16 protein-coding genes are annotated in these 17,428 nt (G+C 68.2%); 7 read left to right on the plus strand and 9 right to left on the minus strand.

Annotation, left to right across the window (positions count from 1 at the left end; translation table 11 throughout):
• Positions 1-38: 38 nt before the first annotated feature.
• On the minus strand, positions 39-209 hold the full coding sequence (locus tag OG589_RS40685; RefSeq protein WP_405144014.1) for a hypothetical protein: 171 nt from the start codon (positions 207-209) through the stop codon (positions 39-41).
• 137 nt (positions 210-346) lie between these two features.
• Between OG589_RS40685 and OG589_RS40690 the strand changes: the two genes are divergently transcribed.
• The gene (locus tag OG589_RS40690) at positions 347-535 is read left to right on the plus strand and encodes a hypothetical protein (protein WP_405144015.1); all 189 of its coding nucleotides are present in this window, start codon (positions 347-349) and stop codon (positions 533-535) included.
• Between the two features lie 518 nt (positions 536-1,053).
• On the opposite strand, the gene OG589_RS40695 is transcribed toward OG589_RS40690, so the two are convergent.
• The 4 genes from OG589_RS40695 to OG589_RS40710 form a co-directional block, all read right to left on the minus strand.
• Entirely contained in the window at positions 1,054-1,347 is a 294-nt protein-coding gene (locus tag OG589_RS40695; protein WP_405152220.1) for a MerR family transcriptional regulator, read from the minus strand.
• A gap of 960 nt (positions 1,348-2,307) precedes the next feature.
• Complete coding sequence (locus tag OG589_RS40700; protein ID WP_405152221.1) at positions 2,308-2,538, minus strand: STAS domain-containing protein; 231 nt, start codon at positions 2,536-2,538, stop codon at positions 2,308-2,310.
• Between the two features lie 798 nt (positions 2,539-3,336).
• Positions 3,337-3,522: a hypothetical protein gene (locus OG589_RS40705; protein WP_405144017.1), complete on the minus strand. Its 186-nt coding sequence runs from the start codon at positions 3,520-3,522 to the stop codon at positions 3,337-3,339.
• Between the two features lie 387 nt (positions 3,523-3,909).
• Positions 3,910-4,086: a hypothetical protein gene (locus OG589_RS40710; RefSeq protein ID WP_405144019.1), complete on the minus strand. Its 177-nt coding sequence runs from the start codon at positions 4,084-4,086 to the stop codon at positions 3,910-3,912.
• 480 nt (positions 4,087-4,566) lie between these two features.
• Between OG589_RS40710 and OG589_RS40715 the strand changes: the two genes are divergently transcribed.
• Together OG589_RS40715 and OG589_RS40720 are read left to right on the plus strand one after the other, a co-directional pair.
• On the plus strand, positions 4,567-4,818 hold the full coding sequence (locus tag OG589_RS40715) for a type II toxin-antitoxin system Phd/YefM family antitoxin (RefSeq protein ID WP_405152222.1): 252 nt from the start codon (positions 4,567-4,569) through the stop codon (positions 4,816-4,818).
• Positions 4,803-5,210, plus strand: coding sequence for a PIN domain-containing protein (locus OG589_RS40720; RefSeq protein WP_405144021.1), 408 nt, complete (start codon positions 4,803-4,805; stop codon positions 5,208-5,210). Before OG589_RS40715 ends, OG589_RS40720 begins: the two co-directional genes overlap by 16 nt.
• Positions 5,211-5,443: 233 nt before the next feature.
• Here the strand turns inward: OG589_RS40720 and OG589_RS40725 are convergent, their stop codons facing one another.
• A complete protein-coding gene (locus OG589_RS40725; protein WP_405144023.1) occupies positions 5,444-6,109 on the minus strand; it encodes a hypothetical protein in 666 nt (221 codons plus the stop codon).
• A gap of 173 nt (positions 6,110-6,282) precedes the next feature.
• Here OG589_RS40725 and OG589_RS40730 point away from each other — a divergent pair, with 173 nt between their 5' ends.
• From OG589_RS40730 to OG589_RS40740, 3 genes are all read left to right on the plus strand, one after another.
• Positions 6,283-7,488 carry a HupE/UreJ family protein gene (locus OG589_RS40730; protein ID WP_405144025.1) on the plus strand — a complete coding sequence of 402 codons (1,206 nt, stop codon included), beginning with the start codon at positions 6,283-6,285 and terminating at the stop codon, positions 7,486-7,488.
• 118 nt (positions 7,489-7,606) lie between these two features.
• On the plus strand, positions 7,607-9,583 hold the full coding sequence (locus OG589_RS40735; protein ID WP_405144026.1) for a fibronectin type III domain-containing protein: 1,977 nt from the start codon (positions 7,607-7,609) through the stop codon (positions 9,581-9,583).
• 92 nt (positions 9,584-9,675) lie between these two features.
• Positions 9,676-10,749 (plus strand): WxL protein peptidoglycan domain-containing protein, encoded by a 1,074-nt coding sequence (locus OG589_RS40740; protein WP_405144028.1) that lies wholly within the window; start codon positions 9,676-9,678, stop codon positions 10,747-10,749.
• 35 nt (positions 10,750-10,784) lie between these two features.
• On the opposite strand, the gene OG589_RS40745 is transcribed toward OG589_RS40740, so the two are convergent.
• Positions 10,785-11,618: a hypothetical protein gene (locus OG589_RS40745; protein ID WP_405144030.1), complete on the minus strand. Its 834-nt coding sequence runs from the start codon at positions 11,616-11,618 to the stop codon at positions 10,785-10,787.
• A gap of 341 nt (positions 11,619-11,959) precedes the next feature.
• The gene (locus tag OG589_RS40750) at positions 11,960-12,580 is read right to left on the minus strand and encodes an L-threonylcarbamoyladenylate synthase (RefSeq protein ID WP_405144032.1); all 621 of its coding nucleotides are present in this window, start codon (positions 12,578-12,580) and stop codon (positions 11,960-11,962) included.
• A gap of 209 nt (positions 12,581-12,789) precedes the next feature.
• Here OG589_RS40750 and OG589_RS40755 point away from each other — a divergent pair, with 209 nt between their 5' ends.
• Positions 12,790-14,976 carry a BMP family ABC transporter substrate-binding protein gene (locus OG589_RS40755; protein WP_405144033.1) on the plus strand — a complete coding sequence of 729 codons (2,187 nt, stop codon included), beginning with the start codon at positions 12,790-12,792 and terminating at the stop codon, positions 14,974-14,976.
• A 21-nt stretch (positions 14,977-14,997) separates the two neighbouring features.
• On the opposite strand, the gene OG589_RS40760 is transcribed toward OG589_RS40755, so the two are convergent.
• On the minus strand, positions 14,998-17,235 hold the full coding sequence (locus OG589_RS40760) for an Orn/Lys/Arg decarboxylase N-terminal domain-containing protein (RefSeq protein ID WP_405144035.1): 2,238 nt from the start codon (positions 17,233-17,235) through the stop codon (positions 14,998-15,000).
• Between the last annotated feature and the right edge of the window lie 193 nt (positions 17,236-17,428).

The raw sequence follows: 17,428 nt of genomic DNA on the forward strand, positions 1-17,428 counted from the left end.
GCGACGATCGAGGCCGCGCATGTGGGCGCACCTGACGCTCACGGCGACCGCGCGTACACCGACCAGGTGGCCTCCGGGAAGGCCAACACCGCCCACACCCACTCCGGGGCGGACATCACCTCGGGCACGCTCGGCGTCGCCCGGCTCCCGGTGGGAACCGGGGTGTCCACGATCGCGGCTGGGAACGACTCGCGGATCGTCGGCGCCATGCAGAAAGCCAACAACCTTTCCGACCTGACCGACGCGTCCGCGGCGCGGGCCAACATGGGGCTCGGCACCGCGGCGACCCGTAGCGTCGGCACGGTCGCCGGCAGCGTGGCGGCTGGGAACGATGCCCGCCTGTCGGATGCCCGCACCGTCGACCCGCTGCGCCGATCCCCGCTGGTACACCGACAAGGAGCTGGAGGGCTACCAGCTGGTGAAGTGGGATCCCCACGACGCCGACTATCAGGTGATCGTGGCCGGTGAACGGGTCGGGTGGGTGGAGCCCACCTACGGGGTGAGGGGACGCAACGGCTGGCGAGACGGCATCTGACCGGGACGACCGCCAGCGAGGCCCGCGGGTGTCGGCGTACGACTTCATCTGCAACACCGCGTACGGGTCGACGTGCAGTGTCCGCCGTACAGGTCCCCGCGGTGGAGATCAGCCACCGCAGGTTCAGTCACACACTTCCCGGACACTGGCGCCCGACCGTCAGGGGCCACGGCGAGTTGCGCGGTCCCTCAGCCAGGTCTTCCTGCCCCGAGACGTCCTCAGCCAGCCGGCTTTCCACGCCCCGGAGCTCTGCACGTCAGCCCGTACATGCCTCTGTACATTGACCTGTACGCCGACAGCGGGCACCAAGAACCGCCGGCAGGCCCTTGTGGGGCCATTGGGAGAGCTGCGGCGGGCATGGCACAAGTTCAACCGCCGCGGCAAGAGCGGCACCGGAGAGCCCCCATTGACACGAGGCGCACTGGCCGCCGCACTCGGATGAGGTCTCCGCGTGCGGCGGCTGAGATGTTTCCCGTTTCCCAATGTGTCGACAATGCCGGGGGCGAGGTCGCCGGCATTCATGCCGAGCGGCGGCTCGCGTTGTCGGGCTGGTTGTGGTCGCGGCTCTGCTGGAGTTCGGTGTTGATGCGCAGGGCTTCGGCGAGCTGGTCTTCCAGGATGATGATGCGGCAGGCGGCCTCCAGGGCGGTGCCCTGGTCGACCAGTTCGCGGGCGCGGGCGGCCAGGCGCAGCTGGTAGCGCGAGAAGCGGCGGTGGCCGCCCTCGGAGCGCTGCGGCTCGATCAGTTTGGCGGCGCCCAGATTGCGCAGGAACGCCGGGGTGACACCGAGGATCTCGGCGGCCCGGCCCATGCTGTAGGCGGGGTAGTCCTCATCGTCGAACCGGTGACCGGAGAGGTCACTCGGCGTGGCGGGGAGCCCATCGGCCCTCCCCGCGGTGTCGGCCTTGCCGGCCGTTTCAGCCTTATCGGCGGTGTCGCGGAGCCTGGGCTCTGAGCGGACGGCCGACGCCATCGGTGCTTGATCCATACAACCTTCCCACAATGCCAACAGGGGCCCCGGCGCCATGATGCGCCGGGGCCCACGAGGTTCAACACCATCTACCGGCCCTGGGGCCAACCTGTTCTTCCGCATTGGCCGCCCGATGCGGGCGGGGATGCGGGGATCGCGCATGCGTGACCGTAGACCACCGTCCAATCCGTGGAGCCGCGGTACCCGTGCGGCGAACATCAGCCGACAACGGGCGATCCTGATGGCGTTCAACACTCCTTTCGCTATCTCTGCTTCTTCGACCTCATGCATCACTACCGCAGCTGCGCGTCCACGGCCGGGACCCTTCACCTACTGCTGGTCCTGGCACGTCCGACGTTGGTACTCGTTACTCGTTCACTGCCTGACTGCTGTGGCAGCGCGTCCACGGCCGGGACCCTTCAACCGCTTCGGTCCTGGCACGTCCGACCTTCTGCCCATTCACCACTTGCCGCAGCTGCTTTGTCCACGGCCGGGACCCTTCACCTACTGCTGGCCCCGGCACGTCCGACGTTGTCTGTCGTTCACTGCTGTTGCTGTGGCAGCGCGTCCACGGCCGGGACCCTTCAACCGCTTCGGTCCTGGCACGTCCGACCTTCTGCCCGTCTTTCTGCGTCGTCTTTGCTATCCACACTCGTCCGGGCAGTTCGTCGTGATGCCTACGTCCTGCTCTGCCCTGGTGGATCCGTTCCTTGCGATGTCAGGAACACTACCCCCACCGGCCACGGATGTCTACTTCGGCCACTACAGATTTTCGGTTCCGGGGAAGCAAGGGCTGAGCCTTCACCTCACCGGGAGCAGGTCGGTGACGGCTTGTTCGACGCTGTCGCGCAGCGCAAAGTGGGATAACAGGCCGGTGCGTTGCAGCAGATGCCGCACCCCGGCCGGCAGGCCCACGAACACCATCCGGCCGGTGGCGGTGGCGGTGGCGTGAACGCGTTGGCGGGTGTGGGCCACTATCCCCAGGGCGGTGGAGTCGTAGAAGCTCAGCTTGGAAATCCAGTTGCAGACCAGCCGCTACCGTGAGGTTCGTGGACACCCTTGACCCTTCTGCTGCCCACCGCGATATCGCCGTAGCTGCGCACGTGCACATCCTGCTCGCTGAGGCCGGATTCATCGACGCGCACCCCACCGTGGCGGGTGACGTCTGAGGACTTCGCGTATGCCCTGACCCAGCGGCGGAGTAGAGGTGGCCTGGAATCCCGCTTCTCACGACGCCGCGACGATCGTCGAGGTGGCCGATCACTATCCGGGGATCCGCGCAGCGGTGCACCTGGCAGTGTCAGCGTCCTGAGCGGTGCCGACTACCGCGCGGTGTGTGAGCCCGGCGCCGTCCGGGTGTGGATCCCTTCGGTGTAGGCCTCGCTCGTGGACGCCGAGGCGGTCCTGGCCACACCGCCGGCACGCGGGCCCCAGGGCGTGCACCATGGGGGCGCCGTCCTTGGACGAGGTCCGTGTTTCTCTGCGTGCATGCGCTTCGGCACCAGGTGGAGCTACTGACCGCCCAGCTCGACGAGACCGAGGTGAGCGGGCCGACTGCGGAGGGCTACCGTACGCTGCTGCGGACGGCACATGTGCCGCATTCTCCTGTTCTGCGGGGGCCGCCGGGCTCTCCGATCAGCGCCTCGTGGCTCTCCGCGAACGCGCACAAGGGGGAAGGTGAATGGCCGACTACGAGTCCCCGAACGGCCAGTGAGCGGACGATCGCCGGGCTACCAGCAGAGCGCTGCGGTGGACGCCGCCCCGCCTGAGCGGCTTCGGCTCGTGGACATCCTGTACGGGCACTCGTACTGGGAGGCCCGGAGAGCACCGTCACCGCGCGCGAGAACGCTGGTCCACCGCGGTTCGCGCATCAGCGATCCGCACTCGGCACACCAAAGCGATGTCGGCCCAGGACACGCCGTCCTCGCGCAGACTGCGCACCGCATCGCCGAGCGTCCTGTCGTAGCGAGCACGCTCTTTGGCCAGCGCATCCAATTCGGCGGACTGCGGCCGCACTCGCACAGATGGGGGTTGGCTGTCCTCAGACATCAGCGCGATCGCCGCTTGCGCGCTCGCGCGCTCCTGGGGGCGACATACCTCAGGTCGAATCGCGTCGACGGCAGGGTGATGACCGCTCTGCGACATGCAGGGGTGACGATCGTGACGGCATCGGGAAGTTCGGTGGCCGTGTAGCCGCAAGGGGGCGGTAGGTGTCGGTGCCAGCTGTCACACTGACGGCACGTTCCTGCGCGACTTCGGGGAGAGCGTCGCGATCGAGCCCCGGCACCTGCGCGCCATGCTGCAGACCCTCGCCGACGAGGGCGCGTTCGCCCGGCCGGTCCGCGGACCGCAGTTGTACGGCGGCCTGCCGCCTGGCCGACGCCCTCGTGCTTGGCTGCCGGCTCACCCGCCGGGCCGGATCGCCGTCCAGCCTTCGGTGTCGAACTCCTGGGTGTCCAGCTCAGCGAAGCGGGGCGCGGGCATCTTGCCGGGCGGGGTCTGCAACCCAACCCAGTCGCCACCGCGTACGTCGCCGCGCCATTGCATGTGAACGGTGACCGCGGCGGTGGAGCTCAGCACCGTATCGCCGGCGTACCGAGCTTCTGGCAGCAGGTCGTCACCGGCGTGATCCTGGTCTCGGCGGTTCTCGGCGACCGCATCGCCGGCGCCGGCGGGCCTGCGTCGTCCTACCCGTCACCGGCCCGGCGGACCTGAAACACCACCGGCGCGACGAGACACCGGCGACGTCCCACAGCCCGCGGGCCAACCGGCCACCTGACCCGGCGTCTGGGACTTGGGTCGCAGCGTGGAGGTCTCCGCCGATGTCGCCGTACGGCGACCATCCGTCGCCGTCAGTGAGGGGGCGGCGGCGGACTCAGAGCAGCCTTCGGACAAGGTCCGCTGCTTGGGCGCCCCTCCTCTCCGGTGACCGGCTCAGCTGCAGGATCGTCTGGCACGCGCTGCTCCTGGGGGCTTCCATGTCCTCGCCCAGTCGTCGCGACCCGCTGAGTACACCAGCGACATGCAAGCGATCTCAGATAATCTGATTGTGTGAAGGTGATGACCGCCACTGAGGCATCTCGAAGTTTCGCGACCGTGCTGGACGAGGCCGAGCGGGGAGAGACGATCATGGTCACTCGAGGGGGAAAGCGAATCGCGGTGATCGGCCCCGCGCCGACGGCACCCGGGCGTATGGTCAAGGCGTTTCTGGCCAGAAGCGCGGGGACGCTGGACGACGATTTCGAGGCTGACGTAGCAACGGCCCGGGAAACGGTCAACGACGAGATGAGGAGCACGTGGCCCGACGCCTGATCCTGGACACGGGAGTACTCATCGCCGCAGAGCGAGGCAAGGCCGCTGTGGACGAGGTGATCGGGGATGCCGACGACGTGGCCATTGCCGCGATCACCGTGGCCGAGCTGCTCGTTGGTGTGGAGATGGCCGATACGACACGTCGCCCCAACCGTCAGGCGTTCGTGGACGAAGTCCTTGCGTTGATCCCGGTCGAGGAGTACACCACGGACGTCGCCCGGGTGCACGCTCGTCTGATGGCGCATGTTCGACGAACAGGAAAGTCGCGCGGAGCCTACGATCTGCTGATCGCCGCCACCGCCGCGACCACCGCGAGAACTGTGATCACGTTGGACGCGTCCGCCGCATTCGACGATCTCCCCGGCGTGCGGGCACAAGTCGTTCCCCACTGAGTGACGGCAACGGTCGACGCCCGCCACGCCGCCTCACGCCTACGGCCAGTTCATGACGGCGCCGGCGGCAGCAACCTGGACTCGCGCAGGACCAGCGCGGCGATCATGGCCTGTGGCACCTCGGCACCGTGGTGGAGCGGGGCCAGATCCACGAAGCACGCCTCCCCGGAGCGACAACCCTTGGCCGCGAAGCTACGCTGCCCACCGCCATCGGAAAAAGACTGAGGCTAGAGCTAGTCGAGCCAGATCACGATCCCGGTCAGGTCGTTGAGCACGGCCGCGACGCCCGCCCTGATGGCGGCCGCGCAGCGCACGGTGGTGAACGAGTCGGGGTCGTACGTCGAGGACATGCCGAGCCCTTCGCCACGGAACGACGCGCCGGACCAGTCGACCGCCGTGACGTTGTGGGTGGGCTCGGCCAGCTCCGCGCCCACGACGAGGAACTGCTGTGACAGGTGGCTCGGGGTGACCAGCGCGAGGGAGTCGACGAGGTCGTTGCCCGCGCTGACGATGAGGTCCGGGCCCATCTCGAGGGCCCTGGTGATGCTGGGAACGAGGTCGGACGGGTCGTCGGCGACCACCGTTCTGAGGTCGACGCGCTCCTCCTCGGCCCAGTCCTTGACCGCCGTCACGAGGGCTTTGGTCGGGCGGTCGTCACCCGCGGTGAGCAGTACCACGCGGTAGCCCTTCGACGGGTGGACCCCGGTCCAGGTGCCGGGCCGCGGCGTGACGGTCGCCTCCGGGTTGGGCGGGGCGGAGGGGTCAGTGAACCCCGGGCCGAGAGTGCCGACGGCGGTGGGCTTGGGGTGCGGCCGCGACCAGTCGTCGCCAGAGCTGCAGCCGGTGACCAGCGCGGCGGCCACGGCCAGCGTGGCAACGGCCCGAAGCGGGGGTCGCAAGGCGATCGTCCTCCGAGTGGTGGCGGATGGTGCGCGTACATCCTCCTATCCCAGTTCCTGCCGTTTTCAAGCCGTGAGGGTGGTTCTGGGGTTATTTGTTCTGCGGTTCGCCGGTGAGTCGGCTCGTGTTCACCCGTGGCGTGCAACGTGCTCTGGCTAACCGAAGGAGCCACATGTCAAAACGGGTCCGCCGTACCGTCGCCGTGATCACTGCGGCGGTGATCGTCTTGCTGAGCGCCGGGCCGGCGCTCGCCCACGGGTTCACGTCGACCGTGTACGTCCACGTCACCGCGGGCGACGGGGGTCACGTACGAACGATGCTGGAGCTCGAGTACGACCTCTTCATCGTGTCCACCGCCGATTTCGAGGACGACGATCCCCTCTTCAAGGCGGGGACCGCCGCGTTCGAAGCCGGTGACACCGACGGACAGGCCGCGGCGCTCAACACCCATGCGGAGTCGGCCGTCAAGTATGTCACCGAGCGCTTCTCGGTCACCTCGGACGGCAAGGCCTGCACGCCGACACAGGTCGGCGACTTCACGATGAGCGAGCGGGAGGGCGTACCGTACGCCGATCTGCCGCTCGACTGGGCCTGTCCTGAGCCGGGCGACGGTCACGAGGTGCGCAGCGAGCTGTTCCCCGACGCCGAGAAGTACGTCAAAGGCACCAAGACGATCGTCACCTACAAGATCGACGACCGCTCGGGCAGTGCCGCGCTCGACGCCGATCACCCGTCCTTCTCGACCGGTCAGTCGTGGTACGAGCGGTTCTGGGAGTTCTTCCGCCTGGGCGCCGAGCACCTGGTGACCGGGATCGACCACGTCCTGTTCCTGCTGGCGCTCATCGCCGGGTCACGGCGCCTGCGCGAGATCGTGCTCGCGGCCACGAGTTTCACCCTGGCGCACTCGGTGACGTTCATGCTCGCCGCCCTCGGTCTGGTCCATGTGCCCGCGAGGGTCGTGGAGCCCGTCATCGCGCTGTCGATCGCCGCGGTCGCCGGCTGGCACCTGTGGCGGATCTGGCGGCGCGGCGGCCACGCCGCCGACCTCAAGACGGTGGGACACGGTCACTTCAGCCTGGACCGTGCGGGCTGGACCCGCCTCGGGGTCGTGTTCTGCTTCGGCCTCGTGCACGGCCTGGGTTTCGCGGGCGCGCTGGGGATCGACGAGGCGTGGTCGTGGACCCTGCTGTGGTCCCTGCTGGTGTTCAACGTCGGCATCGAGGTCGTGCAGCTGGCGATCATCGCCGTCGTCTTCCCACTGCTGGCCGTGCTGCGTCACCGTGCGCCGACGGCCGGCCTCTGGGCGACGGGTGTGATTTCTGTGGGCGTGTCCGTTATGGGGCTGGTCTGGTTCGTGCAACGGGTGTTCGGGAGCTGAAACCGCAGATCTTCTGGGAATTTCCACCAATCCGCCGGGCCGCATTCACGTTCGCTTCATCGAGTGACGAAACGTTGAGTGCCGCTTCTCCGCATCTTGTGCGAAAAAGGACGTAAACATGACATTGGGCACCTCGACGCAGTCCCCCGGCCCCGTGCGGCGCCGCGTGGCTGCGGGGGCCGTAGCGGCATTCCTGGGCTTGGCCGCGATCGTCGGTAGCGGCGTGGCATCCCCCGCCAGCGCTGCCGATACCGCCACACTTACCGGCATCATCCTCGGCGTGGGCGCCAACGAGTCCCAGCGCACCGTGACCTGGTACTCCTCGGCCGACACCGCACAGAAGGTCCAGCTCGCGCCGACCGCAGGGCTCGTCAACGGCGAGTTCCCCGCCGGCGCGGCCACCTTCGACGCCATCGGCAAGGCGAACATCGCCACCAGCGGCGGCTTCAACCGCCACGCGACGATCACCAGCCTGAAGGAGCACACGACGTACTCCTACCGCGTCGGCACCGAGGACAACTGGTCCCCGACGTACTCCTTCAAGACCCAGGACTTCGAGGGCGACTACGACTTCCTGTTCTTCGGCGACCCGCAGATCGGCTCGTCCGGCGACGTGCCGAAGGACCAGGCCGGTTGGCAGGACACCCTGGACGTCGCCCTCGCGGCGAACCCGGACTCCGAGCTGCTGGTGTCGGGCGGTGACCAGGTCGAGACCGCCAACACCGAGTCGCAGTGGAACGCCTTCCTCGCACCCGACAAGCTGCGTCAGTACCCGTGGGCCGCCACCATCGGCAACCACGACGTCGGCGGCAAGGCCTACGAGCAGCACCTGTTCACCCCGAACACCGACAACTCGGCTCCGCTGTACGCCAACGGAAACCCGGCTTCGAACACGTCCGGTGGCAACTACTGGTACATCTACAAAGATGTCCTGTACATCGACATCAACAGCAACAGCTACGCCACCTCCCAGGGTGGTGGCGGTGACGCGGCGCACCTCGCCTACGTGACCGACGTCATCAACCAGCACGGTGGCGAGGCCAAGTGGAAGGTGCTCGTCTTCCACCACGCGATCTACTCGGGGGCCAGCCATGCCAAGGACTCCGACGCCAAGGTGCGCCGTGTCGACCTCCCGACCACCTTCTCCAAGCTCGGCGTCGACCTGGTGCTGCAGGGCCACGACCACGTCTACACCCGCAGCTACCTGATCAAGAACAGCCAGAAGGCGAACCCGGACGAGCAGCCCGGCGCCGCCGACGTGTACGCCGGTCCTGGCGGCGTGCTCTACGTGACGGCGAACTCGGCCTCGGGCTCGAAGTACTACGACATCACGGCCCCCGACAACAGCGGCACGAGTGGCGCCGGCAACGGTGCCGACCCGCTGAACCCGACCAGCTACTGGTACAACTCGGTCCAGAACCAGGAGCACGTCCGCTCCTACGTCAAGGTCCAGGTGCGCAAGGACAAACTCGTCGTCGAGAACGTCCGCAGCGGCACCTGCGCGGCTCCGAACGCGGCGGTGGAGAAGGGCCTCTCCTGCACCAACACCCCCGGCGGTCAGCCGGTCGGCTCGGTCGTCGACAAGGTGACCGTGCACCCGTACCACGGTGACGGTCAGACCCTCCAGGTCAACGTGCCCGACGCCGCTCCGGGTGAGTTCGGCTGGACGATCGACGGCCAGAACGGCCTGGTGGACCTCGGCACCGCGAAGGACAACAACGGCGAATACTTCGGGGCGACGGGCCAGATCAACCCGCTCGTCGTGTCGGACAACCGCCGCTCGCTCGCTCCGTGGTCGATCTCGGCCAGCGTGGGTGACTTCCAGGACGCCGGCAAGAAGTTCTCCGGCGCCTACCTCGGCTGGACACCGCACGTGCTCCAGGACGGCGCCGGTGCTCAGGCCAGCGGGGCGGTGGCTTCCGCCTACGACGACCGCGGCCAGGGCCTGTCCGTCTCGCGCGGCCTCGGCTGGGCCGAGCAGGGCCACGCCAAGGGCACGGCCAAGCTGGGCGCCGACCTGGACCTGAAGATGCCGGGCAGCGTCGAGAAGGGTGCTTACCGCACCACCCTCACGATCACTGCGCTGAGCAGCTGACCGGACCTGATTTACCTGGCGGGGTAGGCACCTTCTGGTGCCCACCCCGCCGCTTGTGCCAGACCCGCCCCAGAGCGCCCGAGGACCCTGAGATGCACGCGCCCGTAACGCGCCGGAAGACCACCGTCGCCGCCCTCGTTCGTACCGCCGCCCTGACCCTGCTCGCCGCCTTCGCGGTCGCCGGCGTGTGTGCCGGCCCCGCTCTGGCGGAGGACGGCAACGTCACCTGGACGGTCAGGACGGACTCGAACAGCTACGGCGCCGACCGGTCCAGCTTCAGCCATGCCGTCAACCCCGGTGGACTGGTCAAGGACGCCATGGTCGTCGCCAACCGCGGCAAGGCTCCGCTCAAACTCGCCGTCTACGCCGCCGACGGCTTCACGACCGACACGGGCCAGCTCGACCTAGTCCTCAAGGACAAGAAGTCCGTCGGAATTGGCGCCTGGGTCCACGCCGACCGCGACAGCGTCACGATCCCGCCCGGGCAGACCGTCAAGGTCCCCTTCACGGTCACCATTCCGGACAACGCCACACCCGGCGACTACGTGGGCGGCATCCTCACCTCCCTGACGCAGCCCAGCGGAGCCGAGAGCGTCAGCGTGGATCGGCGCCTCGGTATCCGGGTCAAGCTGCGGGTCAGCGGCGAGCTCAAGCCGATCCTCGCGATCGAGGACCTCCACGTGGACTACGCCGGCTCGGGCAACCCGTTCGCCAAGGGCGACGCCACCGTCACCTACAGCATCCACAACACCGGCAACGCCATCCTGTCGGCCCAGCAGACGGTGTCGGTCTCGGGCCCGTTCGGGTGGCTGGGGGCCGAAGCGGGCAAGATCGCCTCGCCGCCGGAGCTGCTCCCGGGTGAGAGCTGGAAGGTGAAGGTGCCCGTCCACGGTGTGGCACCCGGAGTCAGGCTGGCCGCGACCACGACCCTCATGCCCCTGCTCACCGACGCGTCCGGCTCCACCACCTCGCTCGACCCGGTCCGAGCCACGACGGACGCCTGGGCCGTCCCGTGGACGCTGTTGCTGCTGGTCGTCGTCCTGATCGCCGTCATCGTCGGGGCGTTCCTTCTCGCGCGCCGCCGCCGCGTACGGCGCAAGCTGCGTGAGGAAGCCCGCGTACGGGACGCCGTCGAGCAGGCACTCCGCGAGACGCAGGCGCACTGACCGCCGAATCTCCCGACGCGGCCGAGCGGGTTCTGTCAGGCGAGGATCGCGATGACCTTGGAGGCGTAGCCGACGGCCTGGAGTGCCGAGTCGATGGTGCCGGTGAGGTTGAGTGAGACGCTGTTCTTGCAGGTCGCGTTGTAGCTCGCGGACGCGCGCCAGGCCGTGGAGAGAGCGGGGATGGAGCTCGACTTGCTCCAGTTATGGTCGCGGGACCCAGAATCGAACGTCCCGTGGAGCCGCCCGGCGGTCTCGAACACGAAGGCCGAACCCGACGAGAGCCGGACGACGCAGACACCAGTGAAGTTGTAGCTCGTGGCACCCGAGTCGTGTATGTGCCCGGACCACTGGTAGGTCCCGTTGTCGTACAGAGTCAGCGATGTCCAGCCCCCCACGGGGACTCCTCCGCTGAAGGTGACGTTGCGGTTGAGGGTGATCGGCGAAGGCAAGGCGGTCGAGGTCGAGGCCCGGCGGCCGGCCGCCGCGGCGTTGTCGGCCCGCGTCTGCGTACGAACTTCGGGAGTGACACAGACGTCATCCCCGGAGAACGCCTCGCGCCACACGTACCCCTGGACGCAGGTGTGCGGGCCGTACGGGCCGGAGACCCAGCGGCCGGCCTTCACCCTGTTGTCCTGCGCGGCCTGGTCCCGGGCTTCCGGGGCGACGCAGACGTGGTCGAAGGGGCGTGCCTCACGCCAGACGAACCCTTGACGGCAGGTGTCGGGGTCGTAGGCGCCACCGGCGGCCGTGCCGGCTGTGCTCGCTGCGGCCGTGCCGACCGTGCTCGCGGTGGCGGGGGAGGCGGGCGAGAGGGAGACGGTGAGTCCGGCGGTCGCGATCACGGCCATTCCGAGAGCCACGCGATTCATGATCTTCTCCTAATGCCGGAGGACTTATTCGAAATGCGTCTCTGATTCCACGACCCGGGATCAGGGGCGCGGCTCGCCGAATCCGGGCGTGAATCATCCCCATTGGGGTCAGGCCCGGAGTTCGTGTCCAGAAACGTAAACGGCTCCTGCCGAGGGTTTTCGCCGCAAGCACGAAATGACTCGGAGGAACCGTTGCGCTACGAGGCTCTCACAGGCTTGACCATGGGACAACGTCCTGACCTGGCGCGTCGTGTCGCGGGCCGCCGCAGCCCGCTACGACGATGACAAAGTTTCATCGGCGGCCCCGGACCCATCGCACCCTCGAAAGGAGAACGATTGTTTTACTCGAAACGGGACGGGTCCCCTGCACCTCTGCGGAGGATCTCCGGTTCGTCCTGCGAGAAGTCGATGACCGTCGTGGGCACGGCACCGCACTCACCGGCGTCGATCACGGCGTCCACCACGTGGTCGAGCCTTTCCTTGATCTCCCAGCCTTGTGTCATGGCCTCGGTCTCGCCGGGAAGGAGCAGGGTGCTGGACAGCAACGGTTCGCCGAGTTCGGTCAGCAACGCCTGCGCGACGACGTGATCGGGGATCCGGACGCCGACGGTCTGCTTTCTGGGGTGCATCAACCGGCGCGGCACCTCCTTCGTCGCCGGCAATATGAACGTGTAGCTGCCGGGAGTCGCCGCCTTGATCGAGCGGAACAGCGCGTTGCTGACATGGACGAACTGGCCGAGCTGAGCGAAGTCCTTGCACACCAGAGTGAAGTGGTGGTGACTGTCGAGATGGCGGATCTCCCTGATCCGGTCGATGCCGTCCTTGTTGCCCACCCGGCAGCCGAGTGCGAAGCACGAGTCGGTCGGGTACACGATCAGCCCGTCCGTACGGACGATGTCTGCCACCTGACGGAGCACCCGAGGTTGCGGGTTGTCCGGATGCACGTCGAAGTACTTTGCCATGCATGGGAGCTTAGAAGCGATCGCGCCGAAGCCACGCCCCGCGACCCGCACGGGGGGCGGGGACGCAGGGTGGCGGAGGCGGACGGGAATCGAACCCGCCGCGCCTCCGATGCGCAGCGTCTCGATGCGTGCGGTCGGTCTTGCCCGGGCGGACGTGGATGGTGCGGCCCAGGAAGCCGAGCAGCCACAGCCGCTCCAGGACGCCGTTGATGCCGAGCTCATCGGCCCGGATGGTCAGCCGGGGTTCGACCATCCGCAGCCGCCACCACACCTCCTCGCGCGACGTTCACGGGATCCTCTATCGTCGGATCGAGACGCTGGAGGCGTATATGCCCGACCTACCGCCATTACGCTCCGGTGAGCCCGACCAGTTCGGCGACTACAGAGTGCTCGGCCGCATTGGTCAGGGCGGTCAGGGAACGGTGTACCTCGCCGAGTCGCCCGCGGGGGACCGGGTCGCCATCAAGGTCCTGCACGCACACCAGGCGATGGACCAGAACGCGCAGCGCAGGTTTCTGCGCGAGGTCGCCACCGCGCGGCGGGTGGCGACCTTTTCCACGGCACGGGTCATCGAGGTCGGTACGGCGGATCAGCAGCCCTATATCGTCAGCGAGTACGTCGAGGGGGTCTCGCTGGAGCAACGGGTCCGGGAACGGGGGCCGCTCACAGGCGACGAGTTGGTACGACTGGCACTGGGCACGGCCGGCGCACTGGCCGCGATCCATCAAGCGGGCGTCGTGCATCGCGACTTCAAACCGAGCAACGTGCTGCTCGGCTCCGATGGGCCGCGCGTGATCGACTTCGGTATCGCTCGCGCCCTCGACTCCTTCACGGTCACCAGCAGCGGCGTGGCCGGCACCCCGGCGTACATGGCGCCCGAACAGATCGCCAACGAGCAGGTCGGCCCACCGGCCGACGTGTTCAGCTGGGCGGTGACCATGGTCTTCGCGGCCACCGGCCGTCTCGCCTTCGGCGGCGCGAGCGTTCCGGCCGTTCTGCACGCCGTCCTCATCACAGAACCCGACCTCAGCGAGGTGCCTGAGTCGCTGCGTTCACTGCTCGGCCAATGCCTGGTCAAGACTCCGCAGGTCAGGCCGACCGCCGCCGAGATCATGCTCCAGTTGGTGGGCCACGGCGCCGCCCGGCCGCCTGGGGCGGCAACCGCCGAGCCGGCCCGTGCATCGCCCTCCGCCGCCTCCGCCTTGCCGGTTTCGGCGCACGAGACCGCGCCGCACGCGGCGGCGGCCGTCACCACTGCGGGGACGACCGGCAGTTCATCCGAGACCGGCCGCTCCCGGCGCGGCGTGTCGCGAGCGACAGCCCCCCTGCTGAGCGTGCTGCTCGCCCTCGCGGTCACGGCCGGCATCTGGCTTTGGAAATCGCCTGTCAACCACACCTCCACCCCTGCCGCTTCCCCCACCACTCCTTCCAGCCGAGGCACCTCTTCCTCCGTCGTCGTCAACAAGCTGGACAAGGTCGGTATCGCCTGGGATGTCGGCGGCCGGGGCGATCTGTGGTTCAACGACTCGGCCGCGCAGGGCCTCGAACGTGCGAAGAAGGAGCTCGGCATACGCGAGGTCAAGGAGTTGGCGGCGGGCGCTGGTGAGACGGAAGAGCAAAAGGTACAACGGCTGCGAGGGCTCGCCCAGGGCGGACACAACCCGATCATCGCGATCGGGTTTCCGTACTCCGAAGCGGTCAGGAGCGTCGCGGCCGAGTTCCCGGGCACCAAGTTCGCGATCGTCGACGGCGGGGAGGCGGCCGGAAACAACGTTTCGAACCTCGTCTTCGCCGAGCAGGAAGGCGGGTTCCTCGCCGGTGTGGCGGCAGCACTGAAGTCGAACAAGGGGCGCGTGGGCTTCGTCGGCGCGGTCAATGACGGGGGCCCCATCGAAAGAGCCGCCACGGGATTCGTCGCGGGTGCCAGGTCGGTCAAGCCGGACATCAGGATCGACGTCAAGTACGTGAGCCGCTATCCGGACTTCAGCGGTTTCGACGACCCCGCCAAGGGCAAGCTTGTCGCAACCGGCATGTTCGGCGCGGGCGCCGATGTTCTCTTCCAGGCGGCGGGCGGCTCCAACCTCGGTGTCATGCAGGCCGCCAAGGCGGCCGGCGGGCGGGTCATCGGCGCCGAAGGCGACGAGGCCCGCACCGCAGACGCCACATTGCGTGACGTCGTCCTGACCTCGATCATCAAGCGAGTCGACACGGTGGTCTTCGACTACCTCAAAGACTTCTCCACCGGCTCTGCCAAGTCCGGTCCCATCGTTTACGACATCAAGGACCACGGCTTCGACTACACGACAACCGGCAACCAGATCGACGGCATCAAGGCACGTCTGGACGAGATGGAACAAAAGATCGCCGATGGCCAGATCGTCGTCCCCGGTTCGTGATCGGGCACAGCGACCGCTGGATCAGGCCGACATGACTTCTATCCAGTAGCGGCCGGTGGGGTCCCGATGGGCCCCGTGAATGTCGGTGGCAAGGTCGGGGAACGCCCGGTCGAAGTCCTCCAGTGCTCGCAAGTACGTCATCAGGGCTCCGTCAGCGGGCCCGGTCGCTTCCCCTGGCATCAGCATCGGGATCCCGGGCGGCGTGACCACGACCGTGGTGGCGGCGATCCGGCCGGGCAGGTCGACAAGCGGGACGCGTTCGGTGCGTGATCGGATCATCGCCTGGTAGCAGTCGGCCGGGGCCAGGACGGGCTCGGGAAGACTGGTGAAGACCTGGTCGAGCAGCCTGCCGACACCGGAGTCGCGCAGCTTGTCGTGGGCTCGCGCGCAGAACCGCCGCAGCGAGGTCGCGGGCGGTCCGAAGCCGGGCAGCACCTCGGCGAGGGGCAGGTCGTCGTCGTAGGCGTTTTTGAAGTCGGTCAGCGCGTCGAGCAGAGTGCCCCATTTGCCCTTGGTGATGCCCATCGAGAACAGCACCAGCAAGGTGTGGTCGCCGGTCTTCTCGACCACGATGCCGCGCCGCTCCAGGTAGGCGGCCACGATCCGGGCTGGAATGCCCCAATCGAGGGTCCCGGCGGCGGCGTCCGCGCCAGGACAGGTGATCGTCACCTTGACCGGGTCCAGCAGGCAGTAACCCTCGGCGAGCCCGTCGAACCCGTGCCAGGCGGCACCGGGCTCCAGCGTCCAGCACGCGGGCTCCGCGCACAGCAGGGCCGGGTCCGCCTCGGCGAACGGGACGGTCTGGCCGGTGTGCGGGTCGGTGACCGAGGGAGGTTGCCAGACGCCGAAGAACCAGTCCGGTCGCCGGCCGTCGTCGCGGATGCGGGCGGCCAGTCGCACCATCGCCTGCCGGAAGCGGACGGCCTCGATGATCGCCTCCCCGGTCAGGAACTGCCCGGACGGGCCGTCCATCATCGCCGCCGCCACGTCCAGCGAGGCGATCACCGGGTAGAGCGGCGACGTGGAGGCGTGCATCAGGTACGTCTCGTTGAGCCGGTCGTAGTCCACAGGCGCCCGCTCGGCGGGGCGGACGTGCAGCATCGCCGACTGTGAAAGCGCCGCCAGGAGCTTGTGGGTGGACTGGGTGGCGAACACGGTCGGACGGTCCGGACCCGGCAGCGTCCGCTCGTCGATCGCCATGCCGTACCGGCGGGCGTAAAGCGGATGGAACCGGCCGTAGGCGAACCACGCCTCGTCGAAGTGCAGCCGGGGGACGCTGCCGCTCAGCAACTCGCCGACCCGCACCGCGTCGTAGCACAGCCCGTCATACGTCGAGTTGGTGATCACCGCATAGGTGGGCTCGCCCACGGCGAGGGGATGGCCGGACAGGCGCTCGCGCACCGCACCGGCTTCCAGGGCGGCCGGCGGGATCGGCCCCGCCAGCCCGAGCCCGTTGCGCTCGGGCACCAGGTAGACCGGACGGGCACCGGTGATGGTGAGCGCGTGCTGGATCGACTTGTGGCAGTTGCGGTCGACCAGCACCGTGTCGTCGTGGGCGATCGCGTGGTGCCCGACGACGCGGTTCGCGGTGGAGTTGCCGTTGACCACGAAGAACGTGCGGTCGGCGCCGAAAACGCGGGCGGCGTTGCGCTCGGCGTCCCCGATCGGGCCCGTGTGCTCCAGGGGCGAGCCCAGCTCGGTGACGGAGATGGACAGGTCGGTGCGCAGCAGCCGCTCACCGTAGAAGTCGAAGAACGCCCGCCCTACCGGCGACTTCAGGAACGCCACTCCTCCAGCATGTGCCGGGGTGTGCCATGAGTACTGATGGTGGTCCTCCAGGCGCCGCAGTGCGCCGAAGAACGGCGGAAGGATCTTCTCGGCGTACTGCTCGGCCGCGTGGGCGATCCGCCCGGCGATGAAGCGCGGAGTGTCCTCCAGCGGGAAGACGTAGCCGTGGATCACCTCGTACACCCACAGCGGAAGCTCCTGCTCCGAGGTCATCAGAAAGACCGGCAGGCCGCGGAACCGCTTGGCCACCGCCCCCAGGAGATCCTCGGCACCCGGCGCCTCCCACGCCGCGAGCACCGCCGTCAGCGACGCGTCCGAGCCGATCACCGCCAGAGCGTCCTCGGCGCGATGGGTCCAGCGCACCTGCAGCCCGACCTCGTCCATCGACGCGCACACGCGGCGAAGCTGCTCGGCGAGCGCCGTATCGGCATCGGACCGCTCCGTGACAGCAGCAAGAACAGTTCGCTCCATACGAGACTCCATGGTCGGGGGATCGCGCGGCTCTCCCGTCCAGCTTCGCTCACCATCACTTGGTGTAGTCGTATGGTTACCAAATCGACGCCGGCTGTGGCAGTGAGGTGCCCGCCTCCCGTGACGACCAGTCGTATCAGCGGCTCGTGTACGCCGTGGTGAGACTGGCTGCGTTTCGTAACTAAATCATCAC

Origin of the sequence: Sphaerisporangium sp. NBC_01403 (genome assembly GCF_045040145.1) — a bacterium.
GTDB lineage: Bacteria > Actinomycetota > Actinomycetes > Streptosporangiales > Streptosporangiaceae > Sphaerisporangium > Sphaerisporangium viridialbum.

What these genes read in the sequence shown, in the direction of transcription:
- OG589_RS40760 (WP_405144035.1), bottom strand. Translation starts at nt 17,235, where the DNA reads ATGGAGCGAACTGTTCTTGCTGCTGTCACGGAGCGGTCCGATGCCGAT.
- OG589_RS40750 (WP_405144032.1), bottom strand. Translation starts at nt 12,580, where the DNA reads ATGGCAAAGTACTTCGACGTGCATCCGGACAACCCGCAACCTCGGGTG.
- OG589_RS40740 (WP_405144028.1), top strand. Translation starts at nt 9,676, where the DNA reads ATGCACGCGCCCGTAACGCGCCGGAAGACCACCGTCGCCGCCCTCGTT.
- OG589_RS40685 (WP_405144014.1), bottom strand. Translation starts at nt 209, where the DNA reads ATGGCGCCGACGATCCGCGAGTCGTTCCCAGCCGCGATCGTGGACACC.
- OG589_RS40735 (WP_405144026.1), top strand. Translation starts at nt 7,607, where the DNA reads ATGACATTGGGCACCTCGACGCAGTCCCCCGGCCCCGTGCGGCGCCGC.
- OG589_RS40755 (WP_405144033.1), top strand. Translation starts at nt 12,790, where the DNA reads ATGCCGAGCTCATCGGCCCGGATGGTCAGCCGGGGTTCGACCATCCGC.
- OG589_RS40730 (WP_405144025.1), top strand. Translation starts at nt 6,283, where the DNA reads ATGTCAAAACGGGTCCGCCGTACCGTCGCCGTGATCACTGCGGCGGTG.
- OG589_RS40745 (WP_405144030.1), bottom strand. Translation starts at nt 11,618, where the DNA reads ATGAATCGCGTGGCTCTCGGAATGGCCGTGATCGCGACCGCCGGACTC.
- OG589_RS40690 (WP_405144015.1), top strand. Translation starts at nt 347, where the DNA reads ATGCCCGCACCGTCGACCCGCTGCGCCGATCCCCGCTGGTACACCGAC.
- OG589_RS40715 (WP_405152222.1), top strand. Translation starts at nt 4,567, where the DNA reads ATGACCGCCACTGAGGCATCTCGAAGTTTCGCGACCGTGCTGGACGAG.
- OG589_RS40695 (WP_405152220.1), bottom strand. Translation starts at nt 1,347, where the DNA reads ATGGGCCGGGCCGCCGAGATCCTCGGTGTCACCCCGGCGTTCCTGCGC.